This is a genomic window from Acinetobacter sp. 148 (assembly GCF_031196675.1).
GTDB classification, from domain to species: Bacteria; Pseudomonadota; Gammaproteobacteria; order Pseudomonadales; family Moraxellaceae; genus Acinetobacter; species Acinetobacter baumannii.
On sequence record NZ_JAVIMT010000041.1, the window covers coordinates 167,204 to 185,935 of the forward strand.

Sequence of the window (18,732 nt, forward strand, 5' to 3'; positions counted from 1 at the left end):
ATAAATAAAAATTCTTTATTGGGGAAATAGTATTTTTACATGACTAAAATCGGAAAATTGAATAAGTATGAAATTTTCGATTTTTAAGTCCCCAAATACTGTATTCGATTTGACTGCAAAAACATGTAAATCAAATGACAGTTATAGTAAAAGAAACTTGCCTAACAACATGAAGCTTACATACTAAAAATTCAAGGGTGAAATGTAAAAAAATTAAAAATATATAAAAAACCAATTGTTTTACCTTATGGTCATTAAGGCGTAAAATAGAGGATTGTTGAATTTTCAGGAAAATTTATCTGTGCTGAATGGTTTGAATATAGATCAATGGGTGATGGCGAGAGATCGTTACCGTTTAAATCGTTTACGTAAAGATAAAAAAGCCAATACTGCAGAGATTGAAAAATTATTTGAACAGTCTAATGCAAAAGTTAGACAACGTTTTGAACGCTTACCAAAAATCAAATTAAATCAGGATCTTCCTGTTACCCAATATGCTGACCGTTTAATAGAAGCGATTCAAAAGCATCAGGTCATTATTGTGGCTGGTGAAACAGGATCAGGGAAAACTACTCAGCTCCCTCAAATTGCAATGTTAGCAGGGCGTGGCTTGACTGGCATGATTGGTCATACCCAGCCACGCCGTTTAGCTGCACGTAGTGTGTCGCAGCGTATTGCTGAAGAAGTCGGTGAAAAACTTGGCGAGTCAATTGGTTTTAAAATCCGTTTTAATGAACAAGGCTCGCAAGATTCGATTGTCCGTTTAATGACCGATGGTATTTTGCTTGCCGAGTTAGGCAATGACCGCTTCTTGTCTAAATATGACACGATCATTATTGATGAGGCGCATGAGCGCTCACTCAATATCGATTTTATTATGGGCTATTTAAAGCAGTTACTGCCAAAACGCCCAGATTTAAAAGTTATCGTGACTTCGGCAACTTTAGATGTAAATCGTTTTAGTAACTACTTTAATAATGCACCAATTTTTGAAGTAGAAGGGCGTAGTTATCCGGTTGAAGTGCGTTATCGCCCAATTTCAGAAATGAATATTGGTGGTAGTGATGACGACGAGTTCGATGACTTTGAAGAAAACCTGCCGCGTGCAGTCGTACAAGCTGTAGAGGAATGCTTTGCTGATGCCGAAGAAAAAGGCCATCCAGAACATGCAGATATCTTGATTTTCTCAAGTACAGAGCAAGAAATTCGAGAATTGCAGGAAACCTTACAAAAGTACGGGCCGAGACATACCGAGATTTTACCTTTGTATGCACGCTTAGCCGTTTCTGAGCAACAAAAGATTTTTAGCCCAAGTGGAAAGGGCCGCCGTATTATTATTGCGACGAACGTTGCAGAAACTGCACTGACTGTTCCTAATATTCGCTACGTGATTGATAGCGGCTTTGCACGTATATCTCGTTATAACTACCGTTCACGCGTGCAACGCTTACCGATTGAGGCAATTTCACAAGCTGCAGCAAATCAACGTAAAGGGCGCTGTGGTCGTGTTGCTCCAGGTGTATGTATTCGTTTATATAGCGAAGAAGACTTTTTAAGTCGTCCTGAGTTTACCGAACCTGAAATTAAGCGAACTAACTTGGCATCGGTTATTCTGCAAATGCAGAGCTTAGGTTTAGGTGAGCTGGAAAACTTTGATTTCATTGAGCCGCCAGATTTCCGTCTAGTCAATGATGGTCGTAAGCTACTCATTGAGTTAGGCGCACTTAACGAGAAGAAAAACGAACTGACCAAAGTCGGCCAAATGATGGCACGTATGCCGATTGATCCAAGACTCGCACGTATGATTGTGGGTGGGGCTCATTTTGGTGTACTCAAAGAAATTTTGGTGGTGGTCAGTGCACTTGCAGTTCAAGACCCGCGTGAACGTCCAGCAGATAAACAAATGCAAGCTGATCAAAAGCATGCATTATTCAAAGAGGCAGATTCAGATTTTCTGTTTTATCTAAAACTTTGGGATACTTTAAATCCTAAAGGTGAAGCAGGAATGTCGGAAAACAAGCGTCGTCAATTTGCTAAGCAGCATTTCTTAAGCTGGTTACGGTTACGTGAATGGAAACAAACACACCAGCAGCTAGTTGAGCTGGCCGAAGGTTTAAAACTTAGTTTTAATGAAAAGCCTGCAAATTATGAAAATTTGCACCGTGCGTTACTAACAGGTTTATTGTCTTTTATTGCCAATAAAACTGATGAACGTAATACCTTTATGGCAGTACGTCAGCAAAAGGCAAAAGTTTTTCCAGCCAGCACATTGCACAAAACCAATACTGCGTGGGTGATGGCTTTTGAAATGGTGGAAACCTCTCAAGTCTATTTACGTACATTAGCAAAAATTGATCCTGAATGGATTTTGCTTGCTGCACGCGACTTATTGAAATATCACTATTTCGAACCGCATTGGTCTAAAAAAGCCGGTATTGTAAATGCTTATGCACAAATTTCATTGTTTGGTTTAATTATTGAACCGAAGCGTTTGGTTAATTTTGAGAAAGTTGATCAACCTGCTGCACATGAGATTTTCTTACGTGATGCATTAACCACAGGAAATCTGGGGACAGTTCCACCATTTTTAAAACACAACTTGCTTAAACTTGAAGAAGTAGAGCGAGTTGAAGATAAATTACGTCGCCGCGATTTGGTGGTCGATGAAGAAACGATTTATCAGTTCTATGCGTCGAAAATTCCTGAAGAAATTGCGAGTCGTCGTAGTTTTGAAGACTGGCGTGCAACTGTAGAAGCAAAAAATCCGCGTTATTTATACGTGGAAGATGATGCGCTTTGGCTCAATGATCGTCCGACCACGCAGCAATTCCCTGATCATTTACATAATGGTCAGTTACGTTTGGCAACTACTTATCGCTTTGACCCAAGTCATGATGAAGATGGCGCAACGGTCCAAATTCCGGTACAGGCATTGCCTCAGGTAGATGAAAATATTTGGTCGTGGGGGATTCCAGGCTGGCGGTTAGATCTCATTGAAGCCTTATTGAAAGCCTTACCAAAAGATAAACGTCGTAACCTCGTACCGATTCCAGATACGGCGCGTAAGCTCATGCAAGGTATTGATGCTGTACATTTGCGACAACATATCTTTAGCTATCTGGCGTTTGCTTTACGTGGTGAGCAGATTACGGAAAAAGATTTTTCATTTGAACGCATAGATCCGTATTTGGTGCCTTTTATTAAGGTGATTGATGAAAAAGGTAAATTGATCGCCAAAGGCCGTGACTTGGCTGAGTTGAAGGCTCGTTGTCGCGTAGAAACGCATCGTCCGGTGAAACAGCAAAAAGGTGAATTTAAAACCTTCCCTGAAAACTTTACCTTTGAAGCTTCACAGAAGGTGACAGGGGTTGTTGTTAAACAATATCAAGCTTTAGTGCCAACTAAAAATTTTGCCGAACTTGAGGCGAAAGATGATTCTGGCGTGGTTATACAAACATTTAACGATCAGGCAGAGGCGATTAAACAGCATCGCGAAGGTATTATTCGTCTGGTCCATATGCAACTTGGCGATTTGGTTCGCCAGTTGAAAAAGCAGATTTCAAAACCGCTTGCGTTAGCTTATTCACCTTTAGGTGATAAAGCTAAACTTGAGCAAATGCTGGTATACGCGACTTTACAAATGGCAATTACGACTTTGCCAATTAATGCTGGTGAATTTAATCAATTGCTTGAACAAGTTAAAAAACAATTTTTGAGCTATGGGCAGCAAGCACTTGAGCAATTAAGTGATATTTATATTCAGTGGCAACAAATCCGTCGTCAACTTTTAGTACTTGATCCGGACGTATTTGGACGCAGTATCGATGATATTGAAGATCAGCTAGACCTCATGTCACTCGGCAATTTTGTCTATTGCCAGCCAGTTGATCTTTGGCAGGAATATCCACGTTATTTAAAAGCGCTGCTATTGCGTTTAGATCGATTGCCAAATAATCTACAGCGAGATCATGCTGCTATTGACGATGTCGATCCATGGATGGACAAGGTATTTAAGTTCAAAAATGATCCAAGAATCAAAGAATTGTATTTGATGCTGGAAGAATTACGTATTTCTTTATTTTCTCAGCCGATGAAAACCAAGATGCCTATTTCGCCAACTCGACTACAAAAGTTATGGGATCGTTTGGGAATCAGTTAAAATAGATCGGGGTCTGTTTATGTTGTTTTTAGCTGGCAACGCAATTTATAAATGAAAGATTAACAGACCCTATTCATTTTTTTAGGAGTTTTACATGGGCATTCGTATCACAGGTACTGGGCTATTTCACCCAACAGAAATCATTTCTAATGAAGAACTGGCCGACAGTTTAAATGCTTATGTGGAACAATATAACCAAGAGAATGCAGAGAAAATTGCAGCAGGCGAACTAGAAGAATTACGTGGTTCAAGTGCTGAATTTATTGAAAAAGCTTCTGGTATTAAGCGCCGTTACGTGATTGAAAAATCGGGTATTCTTGATCCAACACGTTTACGTCCGCGTTTGTCTGAACGTTCAAATGATGAACTTTCAATTCAAGCAGAGTGGGGCGTTATTGCTGCAAAACAGGCAATGGAAAATGCAGGTGTAACTGCTGAAGATATCGATGTTGTAATTTTGGCTTGTTCAAACATGCAACGTGCTTATCCGGCTGTGGCAATTGAAATCCAGTCAGCACTTGGTATTCAAGGTTATGCTTACGACATGAACGTTGCGTGTTCAGCTGCTACTTTTGGTTTGAAACAAGCGGCAGATGCAATTCGTTCAGGTGCTCGCCGTGTTTTATTAGTGAATGTTGAGATTACATCTGGTCACTTAGACTACCGTAACCGTGATTGTCACTTCATTTTTGGTGATGTGGCGACCGCTTCTATTATTGAAGAAACCACTACTAAAACTGGTTTTGAAATTTTAGATATTCATTTATTCACTCAATTTTCAAACAACATTCGCAATAACTTTGGTTTCTTAAACCGTAGCGAAGATGCGGTAGTTGACGACAAGTTATTCCGTCAAGATGGCCGCAAAGTATTTAAAGATGTTTGTCCGTTGGTGGCAAAAATCATTAATGCACAGTTGGAAAAAATGCAGTTAACTGCAAACGATATTAAGCGTTTCTGGTTACACCAAGCCAATGCCAACATGAATGAATTAATCTTGAAATATGTGGCTGGTAAAGATGCAGATCTAAGCCGTGCACCAATTATTCTAGATGAGTTTGCCAATACTTCTTCAGCAGGTGTAATTATTGCTTTACATCGTACAGGCCACGAAGTAGATGATGGTGAATATGGCGTGATTTCATCTTTCGGTGCTGGTTATTCAGTAGGTTCGATTGTTGTACAAAAGCATGTTGCTTAAGTTACTAGATTAATTAAAAACGCTCGTAAGAGCGTTTTTTTATGGCACAAAAATAATAAAGCGAGCCAAAATTAGCCCGCTTCATTTGAATCAAAAATAATTAAAACTTTTTAGTGTAGTTTACAAACAAGCGATCTTCACCAAAGTCATTGCCATGTTTTACGTTGTAATCAATTCGAATATATTGCAGGGCAAAGCCTTTTAAGAAAGGCTGTTGAAACGTATAGTTTAAAATCACATTCGACTCGGTTTCGTGGTTTTTCTCGCCATTTGCTGCTTTAAAGTCTTGACCATAAACATATTTCACCATCGCATTTAGGCCAGGCACATAGTCCTTAAAATCGTAGCCGTACATCACATGATAAGACTTCTCATCTTCTTTAAAGAAACCTGTAGCATTCCAGTTAATGAAATAGGTTTCTGGTAAAAAACCATCCGGTAATGGATAAGCCGACTCACCGATAATCTGCTGGTACCCCAAACCAAAGGTATGATTTTTTACTTTAAGTGTTTCTAGCACCCCGATGTTTTGCGCATCGATATCAAAAGTATTGCCATCATCTTTTGCATTGAAGTATTTAAACTTAGAGGTGAGGGCAAAATTAGGTTGTTTCCAATTATGCTCAAGCCCTACATAGTGTTTATTGTAGAGGTCTTCTAAGTTACCAGAGTAATATTCACCCTTGAGTGACGGCGTAAATTGATAACGTAGGTCAATATAGTTCAGGCCATCGGATTCTTTAGTAATCCCATTTGCCGTAAAGGAAAACTTTTTAAAGTCCTCTTCATTGCGTGGCGACACTTTTTCAACTCGTCCAATTTCAGCATAAAGCTGATCTGAAAGTTGTGACTTAAGATTGGTTCCCCAATAAGAGGCAAGCAATTGTCGGCTGGCATCCACAGCTGTTACAGGTAAATCCAACCAGAGTTCACCCACACTTAAAAGGGTTTTGTCGTAGCCTAGTTTTAAAGTTGCGCCGTATTTTAAAAAGTCAGATGCTTGAGATTGCGTTTCCTTATTAAAAGGTAAGACCGTGTCCGCAACATGTTTGTCTGAACTCAAGCGTACGGCGTATTGAACAGAAGCATCAGCTCCAATGGTAATAGGCTTGTCTGCTATGATTAACGGAGTGTCATACATTTTCGACTTATAAAATAATGAGGCTGCCTGAGACCAGCTACCCGTATCTTTGAGTGCATCATTGTCAAAATCGCGGTTGATATAGGCATTTTTTAAAGTAAATTTCCACTCATCTTCAGTTTGCTGATTTGGGTTTGCAGCCCAAGAACTGCTGCACATAAAAAATAAAGTGGCAAAAGCTAAAGTGTGTGGTTTAAAACGGTGTAATAATTCCATAATCCATTTCCAAAAAGATGCGCCAGTCCTCGGCGCATTTATGTTCACTGCTGGGTAAGCGTGTTTTGAGGGTTAAAAGTTGATGGCGTTTGTGCAGCAACAGAGGCTTTTAGATTGACCATAAATATTGCAAGTGCAGCAATCACACCCGGAATTGCAATCGCCAAGAAATTCATTTGGTGAGGAAGTTCAAATGAAAGTAAAGCACCTGTTAAAACTGGTCCAATAATCGCGCCAATACGGCCAATGCCGGATGCCCAGCCCATGCCAGTTGAACGAAGTGCGGTTGGATAGAACTGCGCAACGAAAGTGTAGAGTAAGATTTGTGAACCAATGGTGGCAGCACCAGCAATCGCAATTAGGCTATATAAAATAAATTGTGGACTATTAATGCCAAGCAGAATTAAAGCTGCTGATCCCACAATAAACATGATCGTAATAACAGGTTTTAAATGGAATCTATCAGCTAAAGCACCGCCACCAATTGCACCGACCATGCCGCCAATATTAAGTGCAAAGAGGAACAACATACTTGCACCTAACGAATAGCCCGCTTGCAGCATGAGTTTAGGCAACCAGCTTCCTAAGGCATACACCATGAGTAAGCACATAAAGAAAGCAATCCAGAACATAAATGTGCTGAAGGTACGGCCTTGTTGGAAAAGCGCACGGACAGGTGCATCTGTTGTTGTACTTTCATTTAACACCAGTTGAGTATTGGCATTGACTTGAGTTTGAGGCGCAATTTTACTCACTATATTTTTTGCCTGTTCGCTATGATTAGATTTCACTAAAAAGGCGAGAGACTCTGGTAAAAATTTCCAAATGAGCGGGAGCAGTAACAAGGGAATACCAGCAATTAAAAACATGATTTGCCAGCCCATATCTTTTACGAGCCATGCACCGAGTAGCGCAGATGTCATGCCACCAATTGCATAGCCACTAAACATAATTGCGACCAATGTACTGCGGATTTTTTTAGGTGCATATTCGGTCATAAGTGCCACAACGTTTGGCATAACGCCACCAATCCCAAGACCTGCAATAAAGCGCAAAATAGCAAACTCAGTTGGTCCTTTGGCAAAGGCACCTATAAAGGTAAATCCGCTAAATAAGGTGACACAAATCAGGATGGTTTTTTTACGTCCAAGTTTGTCTGAAAGTGTGCCGAAAATCATGGCACCAAACATCATGCCGAATAGAGCGGCACTGGCGAGTAAACCAGCTTCAACAGCAGTTAACGACCATTGCTGCATTAACAGAGGAAGAGCAACCCCATAAATAACTAAATCATATCCATCAAAAATAATAATAAGTAAGCACCAGATTAAAACTTTCCAATGAAAAGATGTAAAACGGGCTTTATCAATTAACTCATTAATATTAACCTTGCTTGTGTCCATTTTCTTCACCTCCAATTTGTGAAGCATCGCGTTATTTTTTAATAAACTATTTTGTTATTGGAATAGAGTCAAAAACCTAATTGATATATCTTTATGTCTTTAAGGTATTGTATTTTTATTAAAATAAGTTATTGAAAAATATGGTTTATTTTAATAATTTTGGTTGTTGCTTCTGTTATGTTTGAAATAGGGTTAAATATTGTATTGTGAGAATTTTAAGGATTTTATAGATATCTTTTTATAGATTTTATTGCTGAGAATCACAGCTAGAAATATAGCTAAATTTATATTAGGAATTAAAGTGGAAATAAATAAAAAATATTAAAGTCAATTATTTTAGAAACTCATCTTAAAAATGAAATTTAATTTATATTAAATAAAAATTGCCAAATCAGGGATAGCGAATTATTTATATCCTGATTTGGCGTTTGAAGCTTTATTTTAGTGGTGGGCACTTAGATAAAAAATTAATTTGTGGCTGGAGTTGAGCGTGGTGTAAGAATGAAATGGGCGATTACACCAATACAAATACCCCAAAAGACTGAGCTCAATCCAAGGAAATGCATGCCCGATGCCGTGGCTAAAAAGGTAATAAGTGCAGCATCACGTTGACTGTCATTTTTCATAGCAACAGAAATATTTGTGGCAATGGCACCAAGCAAGGCTAAACCTGCCAATGCAGCAACCAACTCTTTAGGAAGTAAGCTAAATAGCATGACAATACTGCCAGCAAATAAGCCTCCTAAGATATAAAAAATTCCGTTGGCGATTCCTGCAATATATCGTTTTTCTTTAAGTTCATGTGCATCTTTACCCATACATAAAGCCGCGGTAATCGAGGCAAGTACAATGGTAATACCACCGATACAGGCAACGGCTAACGAGGCAATACTGGTCGCCGTAATAATGGGTTTGGCTGGCGTGTCATAACCGCTAAGTTTCATAATCGCCATACCCGGTAAAAATTGGCCAGTTAGACTGACTAAAATAAGAGGAACGGCGAGGTTGAGTGTTGAGTTCCAAGTCCATTCCGGGCTAATCCACTGGGGGATTGCTAAATTAAAACTCACATCAACCGGATTCATTTTGCCTAAAATGAGGCTTAATAAAACTCCAGCAGCTAACACCCAAATCATGGTGTAGCGAGGCATTAAACGTTTGGCAATTAAAAAGACAATGAGCATACTAAAGACAATCAAAGGCATGCTATCAGATGCGGTAAATAGGCTAATACCAAACTGAAAAAGAATACCTGCCATCATGCCCGCAGCAACATCTTGTGGAATCCACTTCAGTAATTTGTCGAAATAACCTGTAATGCCAATTAAGAAAATAACGATGGCAGAAGTAATATAGGCGGCTACTGCTTCATTCAATGAGATGTTTGGAAATAGGGTAACTAACAGGGCAGTACCCGGTGCAGACCACGCGGTAATCACAGGAGTCTTATATTTAATCGAAAGATAAATACCTGAAACGGCAGCGCCAATTGAAATTCCCCAAATCCATGACACCATCATATCGGTGGATACATGGGCACGCTGAGCAGCTTGGAAAAAAATAATCAGTGGGCCTGAGTAAGAAATTAAAACTGCAAGAAAGCCCGCAACTGTTGCTGATATGGACCAGTCATTTTTTAATGTCTTGAACAGGGTTGCCATGTCTGATTGCCTCCATGCAAATCATGTTATTTATCCAAATATATAAAAAGATCAGGGTTAACCCTGATCTCCACCTGCGACCGGAATGACCGATCCCGTCATATACGATGCTTCGTCTGATGCAAGAAATAAAATTGCATTGACTTGTTCTTGAATTGTGCCATAACGGCCCATAAATGTTCGATCTTTTGTTTGATCAACTACTTGTTGCATCCAGTCTTTTTCATTTTGACTTAACGGATTAGTGTTACGTGGTACTTTGCGAGGTGGCGCTGCGGTTCCACCAGTCGCAACAGCATTGACTCGAATCCCGTCTTTAGCATGTTCAAAAGCAAGCGATGCTGTTAGGGCATTTACCCCACCTTTAGATGCGGAGTAGGGAATACGGTTAATGCCACGGGTTGCAATGGAAGATACATTTACAATCACACCCGCTTGTTGCTTAATCATGGTCGGTAATACAGCGCGGCAGCACCATAAAGTTGGAAACAATGAGCGATTCACTTCCTTAATGATCTCTTCTTCGGAAAACTCTTCAAAAGGTTTCATCCAGATCGCGCCGCCTACGTTATTAATCAGGATATCTACCCGACCATAATGTTCGATGGCTTTTGCAACAACCGCTTGTGCACCTGCATAGGTTTCTAGGTCAGCATTAACCGTGACAGCATCACCACCTGTACGCTGAATTTCTGTGAGTACCTCTTCAACATATTCAGAGCGGTCAGCCATGACGACTTGTCCACCTTCATCCGCGACTTGCAATGCCACGCCGCGGCCAATACCTTGGGCACTACCCGTAACAATCACAACTTTATCGGTAAATCTTTGACGGTTTGACATAGATAATTTCTCCACCTTAAGTTAGTTTGCAGAGAATTTTTCAAACAAGAAGTTTGCTGGTTTGATATTTTCAGTTTCTAACCAACTACGTACCGCCTCTACCATTGGCACTGGACCACATAGATAAACATCGACGTCGCCACCGTTTAACCATTCACTTTCAATATGACCCGTTACATAGCCTTTGCGTTCATGGTTACTCTCAGGGCTTGCAACTACAGTGCGGTATTCAAACCATGGGAATTTCGCCTGCAACTCATTGAGTTTTTCTAGAGCAACTAAATCAAAGTCATTGGTTACACCAAAGACTAAACGAACAGGTTGTTCGGAGCCTTTTTCCTCAAGCACTTGTAACATCGACATAAATGGGGCAATACCAGTACCACCTGCAAGCATCAACACTGGACGAGCTACATTACGTAAATAGAAGCTACCGAATGGACCGGTAAAAGTCATTTTGTCGCCAGTTTTGGCATTCTTACTTAAGAATTCACTCATTTTGCCATTTGGTACGTTACGTACCACAAAACCAGTTAAACGATTACCCGGTTTTGAGCTAAATGAATATGAACGGGTTTCGCCGGTTTCTGGAATTGCAACATTCACATACTGACCTGCAAGGAAATGAATATCCGGTTGGCCTTCATCAAGTTGAATATCAAATGTGATGGTTGAGTCTGATAAGTTTTCAACTCGGGCTAATGTACCTTGAAAGCTATGAATTTCTGTTTTGCAAACATCTGACGACGCTTGAATCTGGAATACGGCGTCTGAAGTTGGCCGACATTGGCAAGCAAGAATATAGCCTTGCTCAGCTTCTTCAGGGGTTAATGCATCTTCAATATAGGTTTCTTCTGGCATGTCATAATGACCTGACTCGCAAAATGCGCGGCAAGTTCCACATGCACCATCACGGCAATCCAAAGGAATATTAATTTTTTGGCGATAGGCTGCGTCAGATAGGGTTTCGCCTTGAGCTACGCTAATGAAACGTGTAACACCATCTTCAAATTGAAGTGCAACATTGTGGTTTGACATGGCATGTATCCTACAAAATATTTGAAACTTTTACTCTCAGCCAACAGTCCGTTTAGCTGAGGGGGTATGTCTTAAAGGTGATAAATATCAATGACTTGATTGATGTAGTCATTTTTCAAAACGACATACTTGCTCAAGATTTTTGGTTGATCACCTGAAAAATCGATCACATAACGTGACATACCGAAATAGCTGTAATTTGTCTTGTAACGGAAACTCAAGGTATTCCAGTTAAAGCGCACAGTAACTTTGTCTCCGTCGCGCTCGAGAACTTCAACGTTGGCAATATTGTGGCTTGTGCGTGTGTCCGGCATGGTTGCAGATGAGCGCTCGGTTTTAATACGGAACACGCGATCTTCTAAACCTTGACGGTCTGGATAATAAATAAGTGAAATTTCAGATTGCGGATCTTCAGTTAATCTATCGTCGTCGTCCCAAGCTGGCATCCAGAAAGAAGCTTCTGGCGCATAGCATTCAAGCCAGTCATCCCATTGTTCATCATCTAAAAAGCGAGCTTCACGATAAAGAAACTGAGCAATATTTTCTAAAGTTACTTTGTCTTGAGTACTCATGCTGTTTCTCCCTGATCAGCAATTTCTTTCTCTGTAGCAATCGCGTGTTTCATGGTCTTTAACCAATATTGATGCTGGGCCAGATACAGGCCTTCATCTTCAGTTTTAATCCCACTTAACATGGGTTTTAAACCGATTTCGTTTGCTGCATCGTCCGGTCCATAAATCCAGTGTTTTGAACCACGGCACATGTCATTCCATTCAAGGGCAATACCTGCGTAGCCTGCCTGACAAGCGCGGAACTCTTCTAAATCGTCTGGTGTTGCCATGCCTGAAGCATTAAAGAAATCCTCATATTGACGGATACGGCGTGCACGAGCTTCAGGTGCTTCACCTTTAGGCGCGATACAGTAAATGGTGACTTCGGTTCGATTGACTGAAAGTGGGCGAAGTACACGAATTTGCGAACCGAATTGATCCATCAAATAAACATTTGGATATAGACAAAGATTACGTGAACGCTCAATCATCCATTTCGACATCGCTTCACCGTATTTTTCGGTGTATTCGTCTGCTTTTGGGAAGTTAGGACGGTCTTCTGGGTTTGCCCATTGTGTCCAAAGCAACATGTGACCATTTTCAAAGCCATACGAGCCACCGCCTTGTTTACCCCAAGAACCTGCACTCATCGCGCGGATGTTATCGGCAGCTTGAGTTTCTTTACGGTGTTGAGTTGTTGCTGCGTAATTCCAGTGAACAGCAGAAACGTGATAACCATCGGCACCATTTTCAGCAGTGAGTTTCCAGTTGCCTTCGTAGGTATAGGTAGATGAACCACGTAAAACTTCCAAACCATGTTCAGACTGGTCAACAATCATATCGATGATTTTGGTGGTTTCACCCAAAAATTCTTCAAGCGAAGGAACATCGGGATTTAAGCTACCAAATAAGAAGCCTTTGTAGCTCTCAAAACGAGCTACCTTTTTAAGGTCGTGTGAGCCGTCTTGGTTAAAGCAGTCAGAGTAACCTGCGTCAGTTGGGTCTTTTACTTTGAGCAATTTACCTGAGTTATTAAAAGTCCAGCCGTGGAAAGGGCAAGTATACGTTGCTTTGTTACCACGCTTGTAACGGCAAAGTTGTGCTCCGCGGTGTGAACATGCATTGATCATGGCATTAAGTTCACCATTACGGTTACGGGCAATGATAATCGGCTGACGACCAATATAAGTCGTGTAGTAGTCATTATTATTTGGAATTTGGCTTTCGTGTGCCAAGTAAACCCAGTTACCTTCGAAGATGTATTTCATTTCGAGGTCAAATAAGGCTTCATCAGTAAAAACTGAGCGGTGAAGTTTAAATTCACCTGTATCGATATTGTCTACAAGTAATTCATCAATACGGTCAAGATGGCTGGTATTGATTACAGGAATACGTGGCATGTCCGTTCTCCGACTTTCCAAAGGGTGGAAGTCATCAAGACCTTCGCTACGATTTAAAAGGTCTTGATATCCTAATATGTCAATGAAGCGTATAAACGCGTCGGGTGTTTAACCGCGAATGGATAAAGATAGATCGAATGTTGGCCAGTATGATTTCAATCGGTGCTATACAAGTGATCTATAACTTCATCGGGTTATTGCTTGTATATACCTTAAAAGAATGGTTAAACTGTGTCTAAGACTGAATTTGCATTTTAATATATCTTAAAGGTATGGAAACCTGATGGAACTAAGACATTTACGGTATTTTGTGGCTGTTGTAGAAGAACAGAGCTTCACCAAGGCAGCCGAAAAATTATTTATTGCTCAACCGCCTTTGAGTCGGCAAATCCAAAATTTGGAAAGTGAGCTTGGAATTCAACTCTTTGAGCGAGGAAGCCGCCCTTTACAGACCACACCAGCAGGGCATTTCTTTTATCAGCACGCTGTTAAACTTTTGTCGAATGCTGAAGAAATAAAAAGTATGACCAAGCGTATTGGTCTCATCGAAAGAAGCATGACCATTGGTTTTGTCGGGTCTTTACTTTATGGGTTGCTGCCTCGAATCATTTATTTATTTCGTCAGCAGCAGCCTCATCTGAATATTCAGCTCATAGAATTAAGTACAACTGAACAGTTACAGGCCTTAAAAGAAGGCCGTATTGATGTCGGGTTTGGGCGTTTAAGAATTAGTGATCCCGCCGTGAGGCGAATTCTTTTACGTAAAGAGCGTTTGGTCGTTGCCGCGCATACCAGTCATCCAATTGCACAGCGCACAGAAGGGGTATATCTGGCCGATTTGATTGATGAAAAGATGTTTATGTATCCCACTTCACCGAAACCCAACTTCTCAACCCAGCTTTTGAATATTTTTGCCGAACATAGTTTGGTTCCCAAAAATATGCATGAGATACGGGAAATTCAATTGGCTTTGGGCTTAGTCGCAGCGGGGGAAGGGATCTGCATTATTCCAGCAAGTGCTGATACCATTCGATTTCCACACTTAAACTATATTCCGATTTTAGATAACGGCGCGGTCAGCCCAATTTTTATTACTGCACGGGCAATGGACAGAAGTGAAGACTTACAATCATTGTTCGATTGTATTTATCAGGTTTATGATTTAGAAGGGATACCTTATCAACGGACTGTTTTTACACTCGACCAGAACCCGATAGATGATTCAAATGGTATCGACTCTTAAATAAGGGAGGTGCATAGCCTCAAGGTTGAAGCTATGCAGTTTTATATCTTATTGCACTTTCGCTGGGAAACCATCTTCTTCAAGTGCTTCGGTAATTTTATCGATGCTTTCACTGCTTTCAACAGTCACAATTTTGCTCGCTAAGTCTACATCTACTTTTGCATTTGGATCGATGTCCTGAATCGTTGCTGTCACACCACGTGCGCAGCCACCACAAGTCATATTTTCAATAAGTAGTTTCATATTCATACTCCATCAAGAATGAGATGTTTGTTTGGATAACATTGAGTCTAAACCTTGTCATGATTGTAAGGTCAAGACCAAATTTTTAAAAAAATATGCTTGACCTTCCCATGATGGGAATCTGTATGCTCAATACAGAATATTAAATTTTGCAGATTTGCAGAGGTGTTTGATGGACTCAAAAACCACAAAATTGCCAGCATATAGTGAAACACTCTCAATTGAGGGCATGACTTGTGCCTCCTGTGTAGGACGTGTCGAAAAAGCACTTAAGAAAGTTGAAAATATAGAAATTGCTAACGTTAATTTGGCAACAGAGAAAGCTGTTGTTTATTCCAATCAACCGATTCAGCGCGAAGCACTAGTTAAAGCAGTTGAACGAGCAGGTTATGATGTTCCAAAAGCTGCGCCAGTGGAGTTGTCTATTGAGGGCATGACCTGTGCATCTTGTGTTGCACGTGTTGAAAAAGCCCTTAAAAAAGTAGACGGCGTTCAAGAGGCAACCGTCAACTTGGCAACAGAGCAGGCTTGGGTACAAGCAGATTCTTCAGTCAATGTTGAAGACTTAATTAGCGCTGTGAAAAAAGCAGGATATGACGCGAAAGCATCGGAAAAACATCAAGATGAGCAATTCGATAAAAAAGCTTCAGAGTTAGACCAGCTTAAAAAAGATTTGATCATTTCGATTGTGTTAGCCTTACCTGTGTTTATTTTGGAAATGGGTTCACATCTCGTTCCAACTTTTCACATGTGGGTCATGCACACAATTGGTCAATACAATAGCTGGCTTTTACAGTTTGTTTTGACCACCTTAGTACTCGTTTTTCCTGGTCGCCGTTTTTACCAAAAAGGAATTCCAGCCTTATGGCGTTTGGCACCCGATATGAACTCGTTGGTCGCTGTTGGAACTTTAGCTGCCTACAGTTTCTCAGTCGTGGCAACCTTTATGCCGCAGGTTTTACCACAAGGCACGGTCAATGTTTACTTTGAAGCGGCTGCTGTAATTGTCAGTTTAATTTTACTCGGACGTTATTTTGAAGCAAAAGCTAAAGGACGTACTTCGCAAGCGATTCAACATTTGGTAGGAATGCAGCCAAAAACTGCTCGCATTCAGCGCGATGGACAAATAGTGGAAGTTGCAGTTGCCGAAGTGGTCAGTGGAACTATTGTAGAAATCCGTCCGGGTGAGCGTGTGCCAGTCGATGGTGAGGTGGTTGAAGGGCACAGCTATATTGATGAATCTATGATTACGGGTGAGCCTGTTCCTGTTGAAAAAGTAGTGGGACAGCAGGTGGTTGGAGGCACGGTCAATCAAAACGGTACTCTAAACATTCGGGCAACCGCCGTTGGTTCTTCGTCTGTACTTTCACAAATTATTCGCATGGTTGAACAAGCCCAAGGTTCTAAACTTCCGATTCAGGGGTTGGTCGATAAAGTCACTATGGGGTTTGTGCCTGTAGTGATGCTAATTGCTGCAATTACTTTCTTGGTTTGGTTTATTTGGGGACCAGAGCCTGCGCTAACTTTTGGCTTGGTGAATGCTGTTGCGGTACTGATTATTGCTTGTCCTTGTGCGATGGGGCTTGCAACACCAACTTCTATCATGGTCGGTACTGGACGTGGTGCTGAGCTAGGTGTCTTGTTCCGTAAAGGTGAAGCTTTGCAGCTTTTACAAGAAGCGCAAGTGGTTGCAGTTGATAAAACGGGTACGCTCACCGAAGGCAAACCGACACTGACAGACTTTAATGTGCAATCAGGTTTTGAACGTAAGCAAGTGCTGACTTTAGTTGCCTCTGTCGAAGCCAAGTCTGAACATCCAATCGCTTTAGCTATTGTTCAAGCAGCAGAAAGTGAAGGCATAAACTTATTACCAGTAACAGCATTTAACTCGATTACAGGTTCAGGTATTGAAGCGGAAGTTTCAGGCCAAAAAGTACAAATTGGCGCAGATCGTTATATGCACCAACTTGGTTTAGATACCAACTCATTCCAAGCGATTGCAGCTCAATTAGGTGAAGAAGGCAAAACACCACTCTATGTTGCCATTGACCAGCAACTTGCAGCAATTATTGCCGTGGCAGACCCAATTAAAGAAACAACCTATGCTGCGATTGAAGCCTTGCATCAATTAGGTCTCAAAGTTGCCATGATTACAGGAGACAACCGTCATACGGCGCAAGCAATTGCCAAAAAGCTGAACATTGATGAAGTTGTGGCAGAGGTTTTACCCGAGGGCAAAGTGGATACAGTCCGCCAACTGCAAAAACAATATGGTCGCTTAGCTTTTGTTGGTGATGGCATTAACGACGCACCAGCCTTGGCGCAAGCGGACGTGGGCTTAGCCATTGGTACAGGAACAGATGTGGCCATCGAAGCTGCCGATGTGGTGCTGATGTCAGGTAGTTTAAAAGGCGTACCGAACGCAATTGCGCTAAGTAAAGCAACTATGCGAAACATACGCCAAAATCTGTTCTGGGCATTTGTATATAACGTTGCACTTATTCCAATTGCAGCAGGTGCCCTATATCCAGCATTTGGTGTGTTACTTTCACCTATGTTTGCAGCAGGTGCAATGGCACTTTCTTCGGTTTTTGTTTTAGGCAATGCGTTACGCTTAAAACGCTTTCATGCGCCAGTAAAGTAAGCGTGCTGAAAATCAACTTTTGGTTTAAGATCATGACAGCAGGTCTTAAACCAAATTTAGTATTTGAGGTGTGAGATGAATATCGGTCAGGCATCCAAACATTCGGGTATTTCAGCGAAAATGATTCGCTACTATGAAGAAATCGGTTTACTTGAAGCAGCTCAACGTTCTGCTTCTGGCTATCGTATTTATTCAGAAACAGACCTTAAAACTTTAAACTTTTTAAAACATGCTCGAGAGTTAGGTTTTTCATCTGAACAGATGAAAGAGCTTATTTCACTTTGGAAAAATACCGATCGGCATAGTGCAGAGGTGAAAGCCTTAACCGTCAAACACATTGCCGAATTAAAGCAAAAAATTGCCCACCTACAAGAAATGGTTAATATTTTGCAGGCTTCAGCTGATGATTGCTGTGGTGACCAACAGGCTTCGTGTGCGATTTTAGACCACATTGAAAAAGGTGTAGGCGTAAGTTAAATCTTATAAAAATAAAAAAGGAAAATCATGGCTTATACAGCTTCTTGTCTTTGTAATGGGATTCAACTCCGTATTAATGCCGAATTAGAACCCATCATGGTTTGTCATTGTACACAATGTCAAAAAGCACAAGGGGCTGCTTTTGCGGCTATCACTCAAGTACAAAAAAGCGATTTAGAGATTGTACAGGGTGAAAATCTTTTGCAAGCGTATTTTGCATCGCCTAATAAAAAGAGAGTGTTCTGTAAAACCTGCGGTTCACCTGTCTGGAGTGAACGTTTAGATAAACCTGATGTGGTGCGTTTAAGGATAGGGCTCATTAATGAAGAAATATCGACGCCAGTCATCTCTCATGCATTTGTCAATTCACAAGTGAAGTGGTATCCAATTTGTGATACGGCTCGCCAGTACCCAAATGGCGTCGAAAACCCTTGAAATATGAAGGTTTGAAGTATTTTATTCATTTGTAAAAAAACGTGAACAGCACTAGCCATGAATAAATAATGTGCTAT

At 40.9% G+C, this 18,732-nt stretch carries 13 protein-coding genes and 1 pseudogene; 6 read left to right on the forward strand and 8 right to left on the reverse strand.

The window, feature by feature from the left end; translation table 11 throughout:
• Positions 1–301: 301 nt before the first annotated feature.
• Positions 302–4,159, forward strand: coding sequence for an ATP-dependent RNA helicase HrpA (gene hrpA, locus RFX69_RS08300; protein WP_289332830.1), 3,858 nt, complete (start codon positions 302–304; stop codon positions 4,157–4,159).
• Positions 4,160–4,253: 94 nt separating this feature from the next.
• Entirely contained in the window at positions 4,254–5,360 is a 1,107-nt protein-coding gene (locus tag RFX69_RS08305) for a beta-ketoacyl-ACP synthase III (RefSeq protein ID WP_000512836.1), read from the forward strand.
• 100 nt (positions 5,361–5,460) lie between these two features.
• Here RFX69_RS08305 and RFX69_RS08310 read toward each other — a convergent pair whose 3' ends face one another.
• From RFX69_RS08310 to benA, 7 genes and pseudogenes are all read right to left on the reverse strand, one after another.
• Positions 5,461–6,717 carry an OprD family outer membrane porin gene (locus tag RFX69_RS08310; protein WP_271056028.1) on the reverse strand — a complete coding sequence of 419 codons (1,257 nt, stop codon included), beginning with the start codon at positions 6,715–6,717 and terminating at the stop codon, positions 5,461–5,463.
• A 44-nt stretch (positions 6,718–6,761) separates the two neighbouring features.
• The gene (locus tag RFX69_RS08315; RefSeq protein WP_000381291.1) at positions 6,762–8,120 is read right to left on the reverse strand and encodes an aromatic acid/H+ symport family MFS transporter; all 1,359 of its coding nucleotides are present in this window, start codon (positions 8,118–8,120) and stop codon (positions 6,762–6,764) included.
• A 467-nt stretch (positions 8,121–8,587) separates the two neighbouring features.
• Complete coding sequence (gene benE, locus RFX69_RS08320; RefSeq protein ID WP_000212306.1) at positions 8,588–9,781, reverse strand: benzoate/H(+) symporter BenE; 1,194 nt, start codon at positions 9,779–9,781, stop codon at positions 8,588–8,590.
• Positions 9,782–9,838: 57 nt separating this feature from the next.
• Positions 9,839–10,624 (reverse strand): 1,6-dihydroxycyclohexa-2,4-diene-1-carboxylate dehydrogenase, encoded by a 786-nt coding sequence (locus RFX69_RS08325; RefSeq protein WP_289332829.1) that lies wholly within the window; start codon positions 10,622–10,624, stop codon positions 9,839–9,841.
• A 21-nt stretch (positions 10,625–10,645) separates the two neighbouring features.
• Positions 10,646–11,662, reverse strand: coding sequence for a benzoate 1,2-dioxygenase electron transfer component BenC (gene benC, locus RFX69_RS08330; RefSeq protein WP_289332828.1), 1,017 nt, complete (start codon positions 11,660–11,662; stop codon positions 10,646–10,648).
• Positions 11,663–11,714: 52 nt separating this feature from the next.
• Positions 11,715–12,234: pseudogene (gene benB, locus RFX69_RS08335) on the reverse strand (benzoate 1,2-dioxygenase small subunit).
• Positions 12,231–13,613 (reverse strand): benzoate 1,2-dioxygenase large subunit, encoded by a 1,383-nt coding sequence (gene benA / locus RFX69_RS08340; RefSeq protein ID WP_001137401.1) that lies wholly within the window; start codon positions 13,611–13,613, stop codon positions 12,231–12,233. The pseudogene benB and the gene benA overlap by 4 nt, the downstream one beginning before the upstream one ends.
• Positions 13,614–13,896: 283 nt before the next feature.
• Here benA and RFX69_RS08350 point away from each other — a divergent pair, with 283 nt between their 5' ends.
• Positions 13,897–14,856 (forward strand): LysR family transcriptional regulator, encoded by a 960-nt coding sequence (locus tag RFX69_RS08350; protein ID WP_000423276.1) that lies wholly within the window; start codon positions 13,897–13,899, stop codon positions 14,854–14,856.
• A 48-nt stretch (positions 14,857–14,904) separates the two neighbouring features.
• Here RFX69_RS08350 and RFX69_RS08355 read toward each other — a convergent pair whose 3' ends face one another.
• Positions 14,905–15,105 carry a heavy-metal-associated domain-containing protein gene (locus RFX69_RS08355; protein ID WP_085941179.1) on the reverse strand — a complete coding sequence of 67 codons (201 nt, stop codon included), beginning with the start codon at positions 15,103–15,105 and terminating at the stop codon, positions 14,905–14,907.
• A 166-nt stretch (positions 15,106–15,271) separates the two neighbouring features.
• Between RFX69_RS08355 and RFX69_RS08360 the strand changes: the two genes are divergently transcribed.
• The 3 genes from RFX69_RS08360 to RFX69_RS08370 all read left to right on the forward strand — a co-directional run bounded on the left by RFX69_RS08360 (position 15,272) and on the right by RFX69_RS08370 (position 18,655).
• The gene (locus RFX69_RS08360; RefSeq protein WP_289332827.1) at positions 15,272–17,743 is read left to right on the forward strand and encodes a heavy metal translocating P-type ATPase; all 2,472 of its coding nucleotides are present in this window, start codon (positions 15,272–15,274) and stop codon (positions 17,741–17,743) included.
• Between the two features lie 75 nt (positions 17,744–17,818).
• Positions 17,819–18,220 (forward strand): Cu(I)-responsive transcriptional regulator, encoded by a 402-nt coding sequence (gene cueR, locus RFX69_RS08365; RefSeq protein ID WP_001020650.1) that lies wholly within the window; start codon positions 17,819–17,821, stop codon positions 18,218–18,220.
• Positions 18,221–18,247: 27 nt separating this feature from the next.
• Complete coding sequence (locus RFX69_RS08370; protein WP_000331911.1) at positions 18,248–18,655, forward strand: GFA family protein; 408 nt, start codon at positions 18,248–18,250, stop codon at positions 18,653–18,655.
• The last annotated feature ends 77 nt before the right edge of the window (positions 18,656–18,732 follow it).